The 16,283-nt window shown below is 61.2% G+C and carries 16 protein-coding genes; 11 read left to right on the top strand and 5 right to left on the bottom strand.

The features are described 5' to 3' along the window. Positions 1 to 79 precede the first annotated feature (79 nt). Positions 80 to 775: an MBL fold metallo-hydrolase gene (locus AC1D2N_RS01990; protein WP_130729326.1), complete on the top strand. Its 696-nt coding sequence runs from the start codon at positions 80 to 82 to the stop codon at positions 773 to 775. A 112-nt stretch (positions 776 to 887) separates the two neighbouring features. Here the strand turns inward: AC1D2N_RS01990 and AC1D2N_RS01985 are convergent, their stop codons facing one another. From AC1D2N_RS01985 to AC1D2N_RS01970, 4 genes are all read right to left on the bottom strand, one after another. Then, positions 888 to 1,229: a tRNA-binding protein gene (locus AC1D2N_RS01985; RefSeq protein WP_130729327.1), complete on the bottom strand. Its 342-nt coding sequence runs from the start codon at positions 1,227 to 1,229 to the stop codon at positions 888 to 890. 10 nt (positions 1,230 to 1,239) lie between these two features. Beyond that, positions 1,240 to 2,067 (bottom strand): pyrroline-5-carboxylate reductase, encoded by an 828-nt coding sequence (proC, locus tag AC1D2N_RS01980; protein WP_130729328.1) that lies wholly within the window; start codon positions 2,065 to 2,067, stop codon positions 1,240 to 1,242. A gap of 1 nt (position 2,068) precedes the next feature. After that, complete coding sequence (locus AC1D2N_RS01975; RefSeq protein ID WP_003541709.1) at positions 2,069 to 2,569, bottom strand: type III secretion system chaperone family protein; 501 nt, start codon at positions 2,567 to 2,569, stop codon at positions 2,069 to 2,071. 389 nt (positions 2,570 to 2,958) lie between these two features. After that, the gene (locus AC1D2N_RS01970) at positions 2,959 to 3,219 is read right to left on the bottom strand and encodes an accessory factor UbiK family protein (protein ID WP_003541711.1); all 261 of its coding nucleotides are present in this window, start codon (positions 3,217 to 3,219) and stop codon (positions 2,959 to 2,961) included. A 201-nt stretch (positions 3,220 to 3,420) separates the two neighbouring features. Here AC1D2N_RS01970 and lgt point away from each other — a divergent pair, with 201 nt between their 5' ends. The 6 genes from lgt to AC1D2N_RS01940 all read left to right on the top strand — a co-directional run bounded on the left by lgt (position 3,421) and on the right by AC1D2N_RS01940 (position 9,403). Then, a complete protein-coding gene (gene lgt / locus AC1D2N_RS01965) occupies positions 3,421 to 4,269 on the top strand; it encodes a prolipoprotein diacylglyceryl transferase (protein ID WP_047618549.1) in 849 nt (282 codons plus the stop codon). A gap of 19 nt (positions 4,270 to 4,288) precedes the next feature. Continuing rightward, positions 4,289 to 5,389: a class I SAM-dependent methyltransferase gene (locus AC1D2N_RS01960; RefSeq protein ID WP_130729329.1), complete on the top strand. Its 1,101-nt coding sequence runs from the start codon at positions 4,289 to 4,291 to the stop codon at positions 5,387 to 5,389. 111 nt (positions 5,390 to 5,500) lie between these two features. After that, positions 5,501 to 6,295, top strand: coding sequence for a peptidoglycan editing factor PgeF (gene pgeF / locus AC1D2N_RS01955; RefSeq protein ID WP_018243030.1), 795 nt, complete (start codon positions 5,501 to 5,503; stop codon positions 6,293 to 6,295). A gap of 5 nt (positions 6,296 to 6,300) precedes the next feature. After that, entirely contained in the window at positions 6,301 to 7,452 is a 1,152-nt protein-coding gene (locus AC1D2N_RS01950; RefSeq protein WP_130729330.1) for a M24 family metallopeptidase, read from the top strand. Between the two features lie 91 nt (positions 7,453 to 7,543). Continuing rightward, a complete protein-coding gene (locus AC1D2N_RS01945; RefSeq protein WP_130729331.1) occupies positions 7,544 to 8,365 on the top strand; it encodes a hypothetical protein in 822 nt (273 codons plus the stop codon). A gap of 105 nt (positions 8,366 to 8,470) precedes the next feature. Continuing rightward, complete coding sequence (locus AC1D2N_RS01940; RefSeq protein WP_018073974.1) at positions 8,471 to 9,403, top strand: ribose-phosphate pyrophosphokinase; 933 nt, start codon at positions 8,471 to 8,473, stop codon at positions 9,401 to 9,403. A gap of 217 nt (positions 9,404 to 9,620) precedes the next feature. On the opposite strand, the gene AC1D2N_RS01935 is transcribed toward AC1D2N_RS01940, so the two are convergent. Further along, positions 9,621 to 11,168 (bottom strand): hypothetical protein, encoded by a 1,548-nt coding sequence (locus AC1D2N_RS01935; RefSeq protein ID WP_130717365.1) that lies wholly within the window; start codon positions 11,166 to 11,168, stop codon positions 9,621 to 9,623. 403 nt (positions 11,169 to 11,571) lie between these two features. Between AC1D2N_RS01935 and AC1D2N_RS01930 the strand changes: the two genes are divergently transcribed. From AC1D2N_RS01930 to pth, 4 genes are all read left to right on the top strand, one after another. Next, positions 11,572 to 12,180 carry a 50S ribosomal protein L25/general stress protein Ctc gene (locus AC1D2N_RS01930; protein WP_018243034.1) on the top strand — a complete coding sequence of 203 codons (609 nt, stop codon included), beginning with the start codon at positions 11,572 to 11,574 and terminating at the stop codon, positions 12,178 to 12,180. A gap of 184 nt (positions 12,181 to 12,364) precedes the next feature. Then, positions 12,365 to 14,716, top strand: a complete 2,352-nt coding sequence (locus tag AC1D2N_RS01925; RefSeq protein WP_047618560.1) for a putative bifunctional diguanylate cyclase/phosphodiesterase — start codon at positions 12,365 to 12,367, stop codon at positions 14,714 to 14,716. A gap of 25 nt (positions 14,717 to 14,741) precedes the next feature. Next, positions 14,742 to 15,455, top strand: a complete 714-nt coding sequence (locus AC1D2N_RS01920) for a substrate-binding periplasmic protein (RefSeq protein WP_018446677.1) — start codon at positions 14,742 to 14,744, stop codon at positions 15,453 to 15,455. A 92-nt stretch (positions 15,456 to 15,547) separates the two neighbouring features. Beyond that, positions 15,548 to 16,279, top strand: a complete 732-nt coding sequence (pth, locus tag AC1D2N_RS01915) for an aminoacyl-tRNA hydrolase (RefSeq protein ID WP_047618563.1) — start codon at positions 15,548 to 15,550, stop codon at positions 16,277 to 16,279. Positions 16,280 to 16,283: the final 4 nt, after the last annotated feature.

The following is a 16,283-nucleotide window of genomic DNA, read 5'->3' as shown; positions in this document are numbered from 1 at the left end:
CCATGGCACAAGATTCCGGCTGTCCTTGCCGCGGTTTCGGATTATACCCGAAGCAGCAGAGACACCTAGCGAGGCACTTATGGGCATGCTCCAGGCCGGCATCATTCCGGTGACACCCTTCCAGCAAAACTGCACGATCTTCTTCGATCCCGATACCAAGGAAGGCATCGTCGTCGATCCCGGCGGCGACGTGCCGCTCATCCTGCAGGCGATCGCCCAGAACGGCCTAACCATCAAGGAAATCTGGCTGACACACGGTCATCTCGACCATGCCGGCGGCGCCAGTGAACTGAAGGAAGCTCTCGGCATCGACGTGGTTGGCCCGCATCAGGACGACCTGCCACTGCTGCAGCGGATCGAGACCCAGGCCGCGAAATACGGCATATCAGGATTGCGTAACGTCGTGCCCGACCGCTGGCTGAAAGACGGCGACAAGATCTCTTTCGGCGCCCATGAATTCGAGGTCTATCACACGCCCGGCCATGCCCCCGGCCACGTCATCTATTTCAACCGTGCGCAGAATTTCGCCCATCTCGGCGATGTCCTCTTCAACGGTTCGATCGGCCGTACCGACCTGCCGGGCGGCGATCATCAGCAGCTTCTCGATTCGATCCGCGACAAGGTATTGCCGCTTGGCGACGACGTCGGCTTCATCTGCGGCCACGGCCCGGGCAGCCGCATCGGCGACGAGCGGCGCAGCAATCCATTTCTACGGGAGATCAGACCTCGTGGAGGATCCGATGCCGGCACATCAGGCGAAGCCCCGAACAACTAAAGCATGTCGCCCAAAAGTGCGCAGCGGTTTTGGGCGACATGCATAAAACAAGGACTTAAAGCGCGTCGCATGAATCCGATTCGACCCGACGCGCTTAAGTGTGAGCTTGAGCTCACATCATCTTTCGGCCGTTCGGGACCGGCTGTTTGACGGCAGCAAGCACGATCGCGCCGTTCTCGTCCTCGAATCCCAGCGTCAGCACTTCCGAGCGGAAAGGTCCGATCTGGCGCGGCGGGAAGTTGACGACGCCGAGCACTTGCCGGCCCAGCAGGCTTTCCGGCGTATAATGCACGGTGATCTGCGCTGAGGATTTTTTGGTGCCGATATCAGGGCCGAAATCGATCACCAGCTTGATCGCCGGCTTGCGCGCTTCCGGAAAGGGACTGGCCTCGATGATCGTGCCGACGCGAATGTCGACACGCTCGAAATCGGCGTAGGTGATCTCTTCGGCCATATGGTCTCCGTCAGCCGGCCAGTTCCTCGGCCCGCTTGCGCGCCGCCGCGAGTGCTGCGTCGAACAAGGGCTGCATGCCGTCTTTGGCCATCAGTACGGCCAGCGCCGCCGCCGTCGTGCCACCGGGAGAGGTTACATTCTCCCGCAGCCGCGAAGCGTCGTCGGGGGACTGGTGCATGAGTTCACCAGCCCCCGCGACTGTTTCCCGCGCAAGACGCATGGCGAGGTCCGCCTGCAGACCGAGTTTACGGCCTGCCTCCGCCATACATTCGACGAGATAGAATACATAAGCCGGACCGCTGCCCGAAAGCGCCGTCACGGCATCGATATCGGCTTCCGCCGGCACCCATTCGACCGGGCCCGAGACGCGCAGAAGGGAATGGACGCGTTCGCGCTGCGGGTCGCTGACCCCTGAATTGGCAAAGGCACCGGTGACGCCGCGCCCGACCATGGCCGGCGTGTTCGGCATGGCCCGCACCATGGCGGCCTTGCCGAGATGTTTCTCGAGGAAACCGAGCGTCTTGCCGGCCGCGACCGAGACGACGACCGTGTCCGGCCCGACGGCGCTCTTCACCGCCGGCAGCACCGTCTCCATCACCTGCGGCTTGACCGCCAGGAACAGCACGCTTGCCTTCAAGTCCCTGGGAAGCGCCGTCAGATGGGTGGCGCCAGCCTCGTTGATCGTCGCCAGCATCGCCGGCGATGGGCCGGGATCGACGACGATGACGGCTGAGCCCGGAACGCCGCTTTTCAGCCAGCCGGAGAGCATCGCCCCGCCCATATTTCCGGCGCCGATCAGAACGACGGGATGTGTCGAGGAGAAAGCCTTCGTCGGCATCTCAAGCCTCGCCGACCGTTTCAAACAGCACGGCTTCCATCGCCTTCGTCGCTTCCATGCCGGACCAGACGACGAACTGGAATGCCTGGAAATAGGCCTCGCAGGTATCAAGCGCACTGGAAAGCAGCACCTCAACCTGGCGATTGGTAGGCTCCGCACCGCCGGCAAGCAGCAGCGATTGGCGGAAAATGACGACATCTTCCTGGCGCCAGAGATCGAAATGACCCATCAGCACCTGCCCGTTGATCGCCGAGAGCAGCTTGACCACCTCGTTGACCCTGATGTCGGGAACTTTGATATCGAAGGCGCAGCCAAGATGCAGCGCCTCGAATTCCTCCATCCAGGAGAAGGAGACGTGGTAGTCCGTCCAGCGCCCCTCGACCGTCATCGCGATCTCGTCCTCGCCGGACCGTTCGAACGACCAGTCGTTGTTGGAGGCAACGTACTCGATCATGTCGACCGGGTTCGACTGACGCTCGACTTCCAATTCCATCAGGTTCATGCAGCACCTTCTTGACCGGAACGAATGCGACCTAACTTGGTGTACGAACACAAGAAAGACACACGCAAATACCGGAAACCACCACTCGGATGATCGTTGAACCGCTGCCAGACTTAACGCAGATAACCTGCCCGGAGCTTACCAAGTCGCTTCGAATCATCATTTAAAATCAGTGTATAGCGCCCCTTGCCCCCTGCCAGCCCCCCGAACGGAAAATAGGACCGGCCACTGTGGAAAGGCTCTTCGAAATTCAATTCAGAAGGGAGAATAAGCGACTCTGCGAATTGGCTTTTTTGGCAGTGTCCACAGGTGGAAAACTCACCTGGTTTTTTTACGGAAGATGCGGCGTGTGGCATGAAGGCAACGCCGCATCTGTGTCGTACTAGGATTTAAGCGCCCTCGCCGGCAAGCTTTGCCTCGAGTGCTGCGATGCGGGCGGCAAGCGCCTCATTCTCGTCGCGTGCCTTGATCGCCATCTCGCGCACAGCCTCGAACTCCTCGCGCTTGACGATGTCCATGCTGTTCAGCCAACGCTCGGCTTGGGCGTTGAAGGCGGTTTCGATCTCCTTGCGGACGCCCTGGGCGGCACCGGCCGCATCGGTCATCAGCTTGGCGAATTCGTCCATGATGCGGTTCGTTCCGGTCGTCATGGCGGTTTTCTCCCTTCGCATGAGGTGAATTCAGCCCTTCAGGGCTTCAAGAGTTGAGGTAGGGCTTCACCATCGACGATGCAAGCGCTTTGCACGGGATAAGCTTGCCGGAACCGGCCGGGAACGAGCCATCACGAACAATGGACTTGACCGTCCGGGATCGCAGCGGCATGTTCCGCGCAACTCAACAGGTGGAAAACCTTGCCGATAACAGCCGATCTCCTTGCCATCATGCCTTTCCCGGATATCGATCCGATCGCCTTTTCGATCGGTCCGCTGGCGATTCACTGGTACGGCCTCGCTTACGTCGCCGGCATCCTGCTCGGCTGGGCCTATGCGCGCCGCCTCGCCGCCAATGAAAGTCTCTGGCCCGGCAACGTCTCGCCGATATCAAGGACGCAGCTCGATGATTTCATCGTCTGGGCAGCGCTTGGCGTCGTCCTCGGCGGCCGTCTCGGCTATATTTTCTTCTATGATCTCCCTGCCGTCCTGCGCAGTCCCGTCCGTGCGCTCGAGATCTGGAACGGTGGCATGTCCTTCCATGGCGGCCTGACCGGCACGACGATCGCCATGATCCTCTTTGCCCGCCGCAACGCCATCCCGATCTGGAGCCTGTTCGACATCGTCGCCACCGTCGTTCCCTTCGGCCTGTTTTTCGGCCGCATCGCCAATTTCATCAATGGCGAGCTCTGGGGCCGGTTGACCGACGTGCCCTGGGCCGTGGTCTTCCCGACTGGCGGCCCGTTCGCCCGCCATCCGAGCCAGCTTTACGAAGCCGGCCTCGAAGGCATCGTTCTGCTCCTGGTGCTGGCCGCCTTGGTCTACGGCATGCGCGCGCTGAAAAGCCCCGGCTTCATTACAGGCGTCTTCGTTTGCGGTTATGCGCTGTCGCGCATCTTCGTCGAATTCTTCCGTGAGCCTGACGCCCAGCTCGGCTACCTCCTGGGCACGAACTGGCTGACCATGGGCATGGTGCTCTCCTCCCCGATGATCCTACTCGGCCTCTGGGCGATGCTGCGGGCCCGCCGCCAGGCTGCGCTGCAGCTCTGAAAACGGCAGGACGCGCGACATGACCACCGCTCTAGGCGAAAAGATCAAGGCGATCATCCAGGCCAACGGCCCGATCAGCGTCACCGATTATTTCTCGCTCTGCCTCGCAGACCCCGAACACGGCTATTACCGCACCCGCGAGCCCTTCGGCCGTTCCGGTGATTTCGTCACCGCGCCCGAGGTCAGCCAGATCTTCGGCGAGATGATCGGCGTCTTCATCGTCCATGCATGGCAGCGCCACGGCACACCGACGGACGTCCGCCTCGTCGAGATCGGCCCCGGCCGCGGCACCATGATGGCCGACATGCTGCGCGTCATCTCCCGCATCGCTCCACCGCTTTTCGACGCCATGACCGTGCATCTCGTCGAAACCAGCGAGCGCCTGCGCGACGTCCAGAGCCAGACGCTCGAACCCCACGGCGAGAAGATCACTTGGCACGATGGCTTCGATGAAGTACCGCCCGGCTTCACGCTGATTGCCGCCAACGAACTCTTCGATGCCATCCCCATCCGCCAGTTCGTTCGCATGCCGACGGGTTTCCGCGAGCGCATGGTCGGCATCGACACCGATGGCGAGCTGACCTTTGCCGCCGGCGTCGCCGGCATCGACCCCACCTTGCTGCCCGAACCGGTGCAGAACGTGCCGGTCGGCACGCTCTTCGAGATCTCGCCTGCCCGCCAGGCGGTGATGATGGCGATCTGCGAGCGGCTGCGCGCCTTCGGCGGCACGGCGCTTACGATCGACTACGGCCATCTCGTCACCGGCTTCGGCGATACGCTGCAGGCCGTGCGCATGCATGAATTCGACCCGCCGCTCGCCCATCCAGGTGAAGCCGATCTGACGAGTCATGTCGACTTCCAGCAGCTCGCCGAAACGGCGCTTGCGGCCGGCCTCCATCTGAACGGCGCCCTGCATCAGGGTGATTTTCTGACCGGCCTCGGCATCCTCGAGCGCGCAACCGCCCTCGGCCGCGATCGCGAGCTGCAAACCCAGCAGGTCATCCAGACGGCGGTCGAAAGGCTCGCCGGCGCCGGTGAAGGCCGGATGGGCGAACTCTTCAAGGTGATGGCGGTCTCCTATCCCGCCGTCGATCTCATGCCCTTTCGTCCGGTGGATTGACAGGGCGCACGCGGCTGGTTCAACATCCGCCCGAAACAAGAACTTGAAGCGCGCCGCATATGCGATGCGCTTGGGATCATGACAAACCCCTCGAAAACCCCGGAATCACAGATGCAGGACGCGGCCTCTCCCGCACCGATCGAAAGCGCGCTGCTGAACCAGGCGGCGGGCAGCACGATCCGGCACGGTTATTTCACTCGGGCCGGCGGCGTTTCCGAAGGGCTGTATCGCGGCCTTAATGTCGGTCTCGGCTCCAGCGACGAACGCGACAAGGTCCTGGAAAATCGCCGTCGCGTCGCCGCCTGGTTCGGCTTGCCGGTCGAGCGGCTGGCAACCGTGCATCAGGTCCATTCCCCCGATGTCGTGACGATCGGCGCCGATTATGACGGCATCCGCCCCGACGCCGATGCGATGGTAACGGCAGCCCCTGGTATTGTGCTTGGCGTGCTTGCCGCCGATTGCGGACCGATCCTGTTTGCTGACCCGGACAATCGCGTCATCGGCGCCGCTCATGCCGGCTGGAAGGGCGCATTGACGGGCGTGCTCGAAAATACCGTCGCCGCCATGGAGGCGCTGGGTGCGGACCGCGGCAGCATCGTCGCCTGCCTCGGCCCCTCGATCAGCCAGGCAAGTTATGAGGTCGGTCCCGAATTCGTCGAGCGTTTCGTCGCCGAAAACCCGGACGACGAGCGCTTTTTCGTGCCTTCCGCAACGCCCGGCCACGCCATGTTCGACCTGCCGGCGCTGACCGTCGACCGGCTGGCGAAAGCCGGCGTGCGGGCCGAAAGCCTCGGCCTCTGCACTTATCCGGACAACGAGCGCTTCTTTTCCTACCGCAGGACGACACATCGCAAGGAGCCGGATTACGGCCGCCAGATTTCCGCGATATCAATCAGGGAGACTTGAGCAGAATGGCACTGCACTTCGAAAAGGCCGAATTCGCAAGCCGGCTTGCGCGCCTCACCGAGAAGATGAAGGAAGAAAAGCTCGACGCCTTGCTGCTCTTCGCCCAGGAAAGCATGTACTGGCTGACTGGCTACGACACCTTCGGCTACTGCTTCTTCCAGACGCTGGTCGTCAAGAGCGACGGCACCATGGCGCTGATCACCCGCTCGGCTGATCTTCGCCAGGCCAGGCATACCTCAATCCTCGAGGACATCCATATCTGGGTCGACCGGGTCAATGCCGACCCGACGCTCGACCTGAAGAACCTGCTGGTCGAGATGGATCTGCTCGGCGCCCGCATCGGCGTCGAATACGATACGCATGGCATGACCGGCCGCGTCGCCCGCCTGCTGGACGCGCAATTGACCACCTTCGGCCAGATCGTCGACGCCTCCTACCTCGTCAGCCGCCTGCGCCTGATCAAGAGCCCGACGGAGGTCGCCTATGTCGAGCGCGCCGCCGCTCTCGCCGACGATGCGCTCGATGCTGCGATCCGGCTGACAAAACCCGGCGCCGACGAGGCCGATATCCTCGCCGCCATGCAGGGTGCGATCTTTTCCGGCGGCGGCGACTATCCCGCCAACGAATTTATCATCGGCTCCGGCGCCGACGCGCTGCTTTGCCGCTACAAGGCCGGCCGCCGTAAGCTCGACGCCAGCGACCAGTTGACGCTCGAATGGGCCGGCGCCTATGCGCATTACCATGCCGCCATGATGCGGACGATCGTCATCGGCGAGCCGACGCATCGCCATCGCGAGCTTTACAACGCCTGCCGCGAAACCATCGAGGCGATCGAGACCGTGCTGAAGCCCGGCCAGACCTTCGGCGATGTCTTCGATATGCACGCCAGGATCATCGATGAGCGCGGCCTGGCCCGCCACCGGCTGAATGCCTGCGGTTATTCGCTCGGCGCCCGTTTCTCGCCCTCCTGGATGGAGCATCAGATGTTCCATGTCGGCAATCCGCAGCCGATCGAGCCGAACATGTCGCTCTTCGTGCACATGATCATCGCCGATTCCGATACGGGCACGGCGATGACGCTCGGCCAAACTTATCTGACAACAGCGGATGCGCCGCGCGCCTTGTCGCGCCATCCGCTCGATTTCATCGGGCTTTGACCGGTGAGAATCCGGAATTGACAGACGACCGTCCCCACCCGCATAAATTCGGGTGGGGCTGATTGCGATTGTGGGAAGGACGGATCAAGGGATGACGCGAGCTGCGATTGTGCCCACGTTCCTGTTCGTCATGGCTCTGCTGACCGCCTGCAACACCACCGATGCGCTGACGCCGCAGGTCGATATCGGCGATTCCTCCGGCCGCCCGTCATCGAGCCCGGTAACGCAGAGCGAAGCCGAGCGGTTGGCGGGCACCCGCCAGCCGAGTTTCTCGGCAAGCTCGCAGCAGGGCGGCTACCATCCAGCCTATGATCAGTCACAGCAGGCCTATCGGCCCGGCACCGGCGCGCCGCCGACGACGATGCAGGAGCAGGCAGACGCCCTGTCGAGGAGCAGCTCCTCGCCGGCCGCCTCCGCCCCGATCGACGGACAATCGCTGCCACCGCCGGTGGCCAGTGGTGGGCTTCCCGCACAGTCGGCTCAGCCGGCCGAGGCACAACAGCCGCAGCAGACCGCCGCCCTCCCCTCCAGTTCCTCCTCCGTTCGCGGCAGTACCGTGCGCTTCCTGCCGATCATCGGCGCGCCGGTGCAGGCCGTGACACCGCTCTCGCGCCAGCTCGGCACCGAGGCGCGCGCGCACGGCCTTTCCATCAAGAGCTCGAACGATGCGAGCAGCGATTACATCCTCAAAGGCTATCTCTCCGCCTTCAGCGACGACGGCAAGGTTACCGTTGTCTATGTCTGGGACGTTCTCGACAGCGGCGGCGGCCGCTTGCATCGCATCCAGGGACAGGAAAGCGTGCCGACGGCCGCGACCGATCCCTGGGCGGGCGTTCCAGCCTCGGTGATGCAGCAAATCGGCTCAAAAACCATCGCGGAATTCTCCTCCTGGCGGCAGACTCAAGGCGGTTAGTCACAAACTTTTTGCAAATATGGAAGCCTGTGGCGCCTTTGCCCTTGCATTCACGGGGAAGCTGACTAAAAAGCGCGGCTATCAGCGCGTAACAGGCGGACCAAAATGAAGGTTTTCGCAGGCAATTCGAACCGGCAACTCGCCGAAGCGATCTGCAACTATCTCAATGTTCCCTTGGGGAAAGCCAGTGTTCGAAGGTTTGCCGATCAGGAAATCTTCGTGGAAATCCAGGAAAATGTGCGCGGTGAGGACGTTTTCCTCGTGCAGCCGACCGCCTTTCCCGCCAACGACCATCTGATGGAACTGCTGATCATGATCGACGCGATGCGTCGTTCGTCAGCCCGCCGCATCACCGCCGTCCTACCCTATTTCGGCTATGCCCGTCAGGATCGCCGGGCCTCCGGCCGCACGCCGATCTCCGCCAAGCTGGTCGCAAACCTCATTACCGAAGCCGGCGCCGACCGCGTCATGACGCTCGATCTCCATGCCGGGCAGATCCAGGGCTTCTTCGATATACCCACAGACAACCTCTTTGCCATGCCCGTGCTGACCCGCGACATCAAGAGCCACTATGACCTCAGCAACGTCGTGGTCGTCTCGCCCGACGTCGGCGGCGTGGTTCGCGCCCGCGCGCTCGCGAAGCGCCTGGACTGTCTTCTGGCCATCGTCGACAAGCGTCGCGATCGGCCGGGTGAATCCGAAGTCATGAACATCATCGGCGACATTGCCGGCAAGGACTGCCTGCTGATCGACGATATCGTCGATTCGGGCGGCACGCTCTGCAACGCGGCCGATGCGATGCTGGCCAAGGGCGCATCCAGCGTCACCGCCTATATCACCCACGGCGTTCTCTCCGGCGGCGCGGTCACCCGCGTCACCTCCTCGAAGCTGCGCGAACTCGTCATCACGGATTCCATCCAGCCGACCACGGCCGTCCTCTCGGCCCACAATATCCGCGTCGTAACGACGGCGCCGCTGATCGGCGAAGCCATCAGCCGCACGGCTCAGGAAGAGTCCGTCTCCAGCCTCTTCGATTAAAAGAGCCGGCGTTCGACCGGCTCTTTCAATTTCTACTTCAGATGGACCAAGCTATTGCCGGGCATGCTCTCCGAGCCGCATGAATTGCTGGCCGTTGATCGTCGCGGGCCGCGCAAACCGCCGTCCCGATCGTTGGTCTCCGCAGGGCTTGTGACGCAAGACGCAAAAAGCCGGCACAAGGCCGGCCTCTTTCATTTCTGATCCCAATTGATAACGCTCAAGGCTGCTGCGGCGGCGCAGGTACCGCGTCCTGACCCTGATCCGGTTCCTGTTGGTCTGGCTCCAGCTCCTGATCTTGATCCTGATCAGGACCATCCGGACCCTTGATCTGCTGGCCATTGATCGCCACGGAACCATCGCGACTGATGCTGATGTCCCAGCGCGAGCGGCCATCTGCATCGGTCTTGGCAAAGCCCTTCACCATCATGATGCCGAAGGAGACCTGGTTGAGGTCGGGATCTGTCTTGGCAAGCTCCTGAACCGCGGCGATCGTCTTGTCGAGATCGCGGGCAAGGATGGTCGCCTCCATCGAATAGTCTTTCTGAGTATCGACGCGTCCCTCGATCTTGCCCGTCATGTCGACGTCGTAGACATCGGACTTGGCGCTGACCTTCGGAAACTCGACGGTGAGCCGGCCATCGCGGAAGAGCTTTTTCGCCATCTCGTCGCCGCTTTGCTCCGGCGGCTTGGCGTTGAAATCCATCGCCATGAGCGCGTCGCCGAAGGTTGCGAAATCCAGATTCGGAATGGCGAGTTGCAGATCGAAATTGGTCGGCACGAAGGGCGAATAACTTGCCGGCATCGCCGGGCTGTCGAGGCTGATGTCCTGAGCGTCGATACCGAAGCCGAAACGCATGGCATCGCTCGGCCCATCGATGGCCAGGTTGTAACCGAACGCCTTGACGCCGCCATTGCCTACCTGGCTGCTGATGGTCAGGTTATTGACCCCGATTGTCTCGCTGAACGAGGCAAGAATCGGAAAGGCTTGCTTGAGCATTCCCTTTATCTTGTCGCTGTTCTCCGGGCTTAGTTCCTTCTCCTCGAGATGGTCGAGAATGAAAAGGACGATCTCGCGGATTTGCTTGGCCGGCAGGCCGTTCACCTTGGCATCGAAATCAATGGAGTCGGCACGGATTTCAACAGGCGGCATTTGCAGGCCGGAAACCTGCTCGACGAAAGTCGACATCGAGCCGCTACCGGCAAAATCGATACGCCCATTGCCGCCTGCGCTGTCCGTTGAAGTCAGCTTTTGGTCCATCCCGGCAAAGCTGGCATGGACTTCCTCGGTGTCGGATTTGCTGGCGACCTTGATGTCCTTGGCGGTGAAAGTGCCGGAGCGCAGATAGCTGATCGCCGGATCGAAGACGCCGGTGTAGACAAGCGAAGCGATGGAGTAGGAGAAATCCGTTGGCTTCTGGTCGGGGCCCTTGAAATGGCCGGAGACGTTGAGCTTGTTGTCACCCTCAATGTTCCAGAGCCCGCTGTCGAGCGGCGTAGCGAACATCGAGAACGGCGTCAGCCCGTTGATCGCGAATGTCGCCGGATCGGCCTTGGCAAGCAGCTTCGCCAGATCGTAAATGATCTCGTAGCGAGTACCTGCCGGATTGACGGTAAGCAGGCCGCTCTTCGCAAGATCCTCGGGAAGCAGCTTCGTCAGATTGTCCTTGACCGCATTGGCGCCATCCTGATTGATCTCGACACCCTGAGCCGTGGTGACAAGGCAAAGTGCCAGCAAGCTCGTTGCCGTGACAAGTTTGAGACGCATAGTCCGATTTCTCCTCAGCCCCTTTTTTGAATGCGGCCATCCAAAGATGCGAAGCGCGCCGATGTCAACCTCAGCTGTGGCAGAGAATGGCAATTTCGCCGTTCATACGGCCGCGTATTTCGGACGGGCGAGGATATCGCCTCCTCGTATGCGCCATTCGGCTCGCCGTTGACGATCGACGCAATGCTCGAATGCGGTTTCGGCTTGTCGAAGCGTGTATATCACCGGAAAACAGCCCGAATCCGCAACTTGCGTTTCCGATCGACTTATAATATAGGCCACCGGTCCGTGTAGACACCCTTGGAGGCAACGCGGATGAGGTCGGGTCATACCGCCTCCGGTTCGTCGGAACAAGGCTTTTGCCCGCCGCCGAACTCTCCATATAACCTCGAAAGGAATAGCCATGAGCCAGGAAACTTACGAGCTCAAGGCCGAGGCGCGCGAACGGGTTGGTAAGGGGTCCGCCCGTGAACTTCGCCGCAACGGTTTGATTCCCGCTGTCATCTATGGTGACAAGCAGGCCCCCATTGCCATCGCTCTCAACACCAATGAGGTGACGAAGCGCATTCACGCCGGTGGTTTCATGACCACCGTGGCGACGATCGAAATCGACGGCAAGAAGCACAAGGTTCTGCCGAAGGACTACCAGCTCGATCCGGTCCGTGACTTCACGTTGCATGTCGATTTCCTGCGCGTCTCCGGCAACACCCAGGTGACCGTCGAAATCCCCGTTCACTTCATCAACGAAGAGAAGTCCCCGGGCCTCAAGGTCGGCGGCGTTCTGAACATCGTTCGCCATGAAGTCGAAGTTCATTGCCCGGCCGATGCGATCCCTGAGTTCTTCAACATTGACCTCAGCGGCAAGAAGATCGGCGACAGCATCCATATCTCGGAAGTCACCCTGCCGAAGGGCGTGACCCCGGTCATCGACCGCGACTTCACGATCGCGACGATTATCGCTCCGGCTGCCGGCATCGACGAGAGCGCCGCGGAAGGCGAAGCCGAAGCCTGATCGCTTCGACCAATTTATAAAGCATATGGCCCGCTTTCCCCTGGAAGGCGGGCTTTTCATTGCCCGGAAATGCCCCGTTTCAGCAACATTTAACAAATTCGTGAAAGCATGATCCGTCAGCTGCGAAGAAGCCCGCCTCAACGCGCGACAGCAAATATGGTCGGCCTGGGGAGTAGACGGAACCATGAACAATTCCGTTGAGAACAGATTTTTTGCGATAGTTTGCGGAGCGCTGCTCGTTTTTGTCGCTCCCCTCTTTGTTCTCTTCCTTTTTCTTTCCTCGGAACGGGCCGACAAGGAAATACGTGACCATATCTCCGTTCTTCTTGTCGCCAATGCCCAGGCGCTGGCCAAACCCCTGTGGGACCTCGATGAAGACAGCGTTACCCAGATCAGCGCGACGGTCGTTTCCCAAGGCGCCATCGTCAAGGTCGAAGTGCGTGACCAGTCAGGCCAGCTCGACGTCAGCCAGTCCACCATTCCGCGCTCATTCGACGGCAAGCTGGTGCAGGTGTCGCGCGCCATCATCTACAACACCGTCGACGGTCCGAGGAACCTCGGCAGCATCAGCGTCTATTATCCCGCGCTCGGCCTGTTTTCCGGCCTGAAGCAGGAAGAGGTCGTCTTCATCTCGATCTTCATCTTTGCGGTATTGACCGTTTTCGGCACGGCACTGATCGGCAACCGCTTCTTCGTCATCCAGCCGCTGATGCGGCTGACGGCAGCGATCGAAGCCACCCGCCAATTGGGCTCCCGCCATCATGTCGACTGGCAGTCGAACGACGAGATGGGGCGACTTGCCCATAGCTTCAACGAGATGCAGACCAAGCTCGAAAGCGAGGAAAAGGAGCTGAAGTTCGCCCACCGCCGCGCCACCGACATCTACAATCTGACTCCCGCCATGCTCTTCTCGCTCGACGAGGAGGATCGCATCACCGCCGTCAGCGATTATTGGCTGCTTGCCACAGGTTACAACCGCGCTGCCGTCATCGGCCGCAACTTCGCCGATCTCGTCACCCCCACCACCCGCGACAAATTCGTTAAGCGCCGCCGGGCCGAAAGCGGCTTGACCGTCACCGTCAAGTTTGTCTGCCTGGACGGCCGCACGATGGACGTCCTCATCATGGAATCGGAGGCGGGAGCCGGCGCTCACGACCGCCTCTCGCTATCGGTCATGACCGATGTCACCGAACTCAAGGCCTCCGAAGACCGCAACCACCGCCAGGCAATCACCGATCACTTGACTGGGCTTCTTAATCGCCAGGGCTTCGAAGCCGTCCTCGACAACAAGATCGCCGCCGCCGACGCCGCCGGCCAGGAACTCGCCTGTCTCTTCGTCGATCTCGACCGCTTCAAGTGGATCAACGACAATATGGGCCATGCCGCCGGCGACATGGCGCTGGTCGAGCTCGTCGAGCGCCTGAAGGCCCATCTTGCCCCTTCCGACGAGGCAGCCCGTCTCGGCGGCGACGAATTTGCCATCCTGTTGCCGGCGAAGGATGCAGAAAAACGCGCCAGGGTGATGTGCGAGCAGATTGCCTCGATCTTCGAAACGCCATTCGCCCCCGACATGCATCTGAGCGCTTCCGTCGGCATCGCCATCTATCCGCATCATGCTGCAACCGCGGCCGAACTGCTGCAGAAATCCGACATGGCGATGTATGCAAAGAAACGCGACGGCAAGAACGGCGCGCAGCTCTTCGACAATGCCATGCTCGACCGTGCCCGCAGCCGCGCCGAAATCGAAGCCAACATCGAAGCCGGCCTCGTCGACGACTGGTTCGAGGCCTTCCTGCAGCCGATCGTCAACCTGAACGGCCGCGGGATTGCCGGTTTCGAGGCGCTGATGCGCCTCAACCATCCGCAGAAGGGCTTGATGCCGCCGGCCGAGATCATCAGCGTCGCCGAGGAGACGGCAAAGATCGTCCGGGTGGGCAACGTCATCATGGAAAAGGCGATCGCCAACCTCGCAAAAATTTCCCGCATATCAGGCATGCAGGATACCTATCTCGCCATCAACTTCTCGCCACTGCAGTTCGAGCCGGCGCTGCCGGCCCGTCTTGCCGCCTTCGTCGGTCGCCACGGCATCCGCCCCGAGCGCATCGTCGTCGAGATCACCGAAGCCGTGCTGATGCACGACAATCCTGAGATTCGCATGATCGTCACGGAGCTTCGTCGCTTTGGCTGCCGTATCGCGCTCGACGATTTCGGCACCGGCTATTCGTCGCTGAGCTACCTCAACCGCTTCCCCGTCGACATCATCAAGATCGACCAGTCCTTCACCCGCGCCATCAACGACGGCGACGACGACGTGCGCCAGAAAAGCCGTATGTTAATCGAAGGCATCACCACGCTCTCCCACAAGATGAATTGCACCGTCATTGCCGAGGGTATCGAGACCGAAGAGGAATGCCGCACGCTCCACCAGATGGGGCTTGACTATGGTCAGGGCTACCTCTTCCACCGTCCGCAGCATGCAGCCTCACTGATCGAGAACCTGATGGCCTCGCAATCGGCCGTCGCACGCGCCTCGTAAACGAAGAACGAAGGAGATGATGCCGATGAAAAAGCTCCTGCTTCTCGCATGCCTGGCGCTGCCCTGCACCGCCCATGCGCAAAGTGTGACCTTCACGACCGAGGATTATGCCCCCTTCAACTACCGCGAAGGCAAGGAGATCAAGGGCGCGACCGTCGAGCAGGTCGAAAAGGTAATGGCCGCAATCGGCGTCGACTACACGATCGAGATCATGCCCTGGGCGCGCGCTTTTAGCCTTGCCCGCACGGCGCCGATGACCTGTGTCTTCGCGACCGCCCACAACGGCGCGCGCGACCCGTTGTTCAAATGGGTCGAGCCGCTGCTCATCGACCGCAACATCCTGATCACTCGCAAGGGTTCGGGCGTCACCGCCGGCAATCTGGACGAGGCAAAGAAATATACGGTTGGTACTCAGCGCGAGGATTACACCGAGACGATCCTGAAGGAGAAGGGCTTCACCAAGCTCGATGTCGCCAGCGACTTCAACGCGACGCTGCGCAAACTGCTTGGCGGGCGCATCGACATGATGCCGATCTCCGAACTCTATTTCGAAAAGCTGAAGGTCGACCAGCCGGTGGAAATGGTGACCGTGCTCTCCGCCCAGCCGATGGGCATCGCCTGCGAGAAGAACTTTCCGGACGATCTGCTCACCAGGATGCAGGCTGCCCTCGACAAGCTGATCGCCGATGGCGACCAGAAGCAGATCTTCCTGAAATACGGTATGAACCTCTCGGAATGACCCTGCTCGGCGGGCTGCTGCCCTTTCCGCTTGACTTTGCTTTCGTTTCGCGGTGGTGAACGGCGGGAAGTTTTAGCGAGGGAAGACAGGCCATGCTGATCATCGCGGGTCTCGGCAATCCCGGCGGCAAATACGCCGGCAACCGCCACAATGTCGGTTTCATGGCCGTCGACGCCATCCATCGGCGCCACAGCTTCTCGCCCTGGTCGAAGAAGTTCAGGGCCGAGATCGCCGAGGGCGAGATCGCCGGCGAAAAGGTGCTGCTGATCAAGCCGCAGACCTTCATGAACCTCTCCGGTGAGTCCGTCGGTGAGGCGATGCGCTTTTACAAGCTCCAGCCCGCCGACCTTGTCGCGATCTACGACGAACTCGACCTCCCCCCGGGCAAGGCGCGGCTCAAGACCGGCGGCGGCCATGGCGGCCACAACGGCATCAAGTCGCTGGACGCCCATTGCGGCAGGGAGTACCGGCGGCTACGCCTCGGTATCGGCCATCCCGGCGTCAAGGAAATGGTGCAGAACCATGTGCTCAGCGATTTCGCCAAAGCCGACAAGGCCTGGCTGGAACCGCTTCTCGACACGCTCGCCGACAATGCCGACATGCTGGTACGAAACGAGGATTCGCAGCTGATGAACAAGATCGCGCTGGCGCTCGGCGACAAGGCCGAGGAGGAGAAACCGCGAAAGGAAAACAAGAGTACCGAAAAGAAGCCGGCCGGCCAGTCGCATATCCATCAGGCCCGCAACCACAATCAGCCGAAGCTGCTGACATCAGGGCCGATGGCCGACATGTTGAAGAAGATGTTCGGCAACAAGGGCGACTGAAGCC

The organism is Rhizobium sp. P1_B8 (genome assembly GCF_056406515.1).
This window is presented reverse-complemented; position numbering and strand designations above follow the sequence as displayed.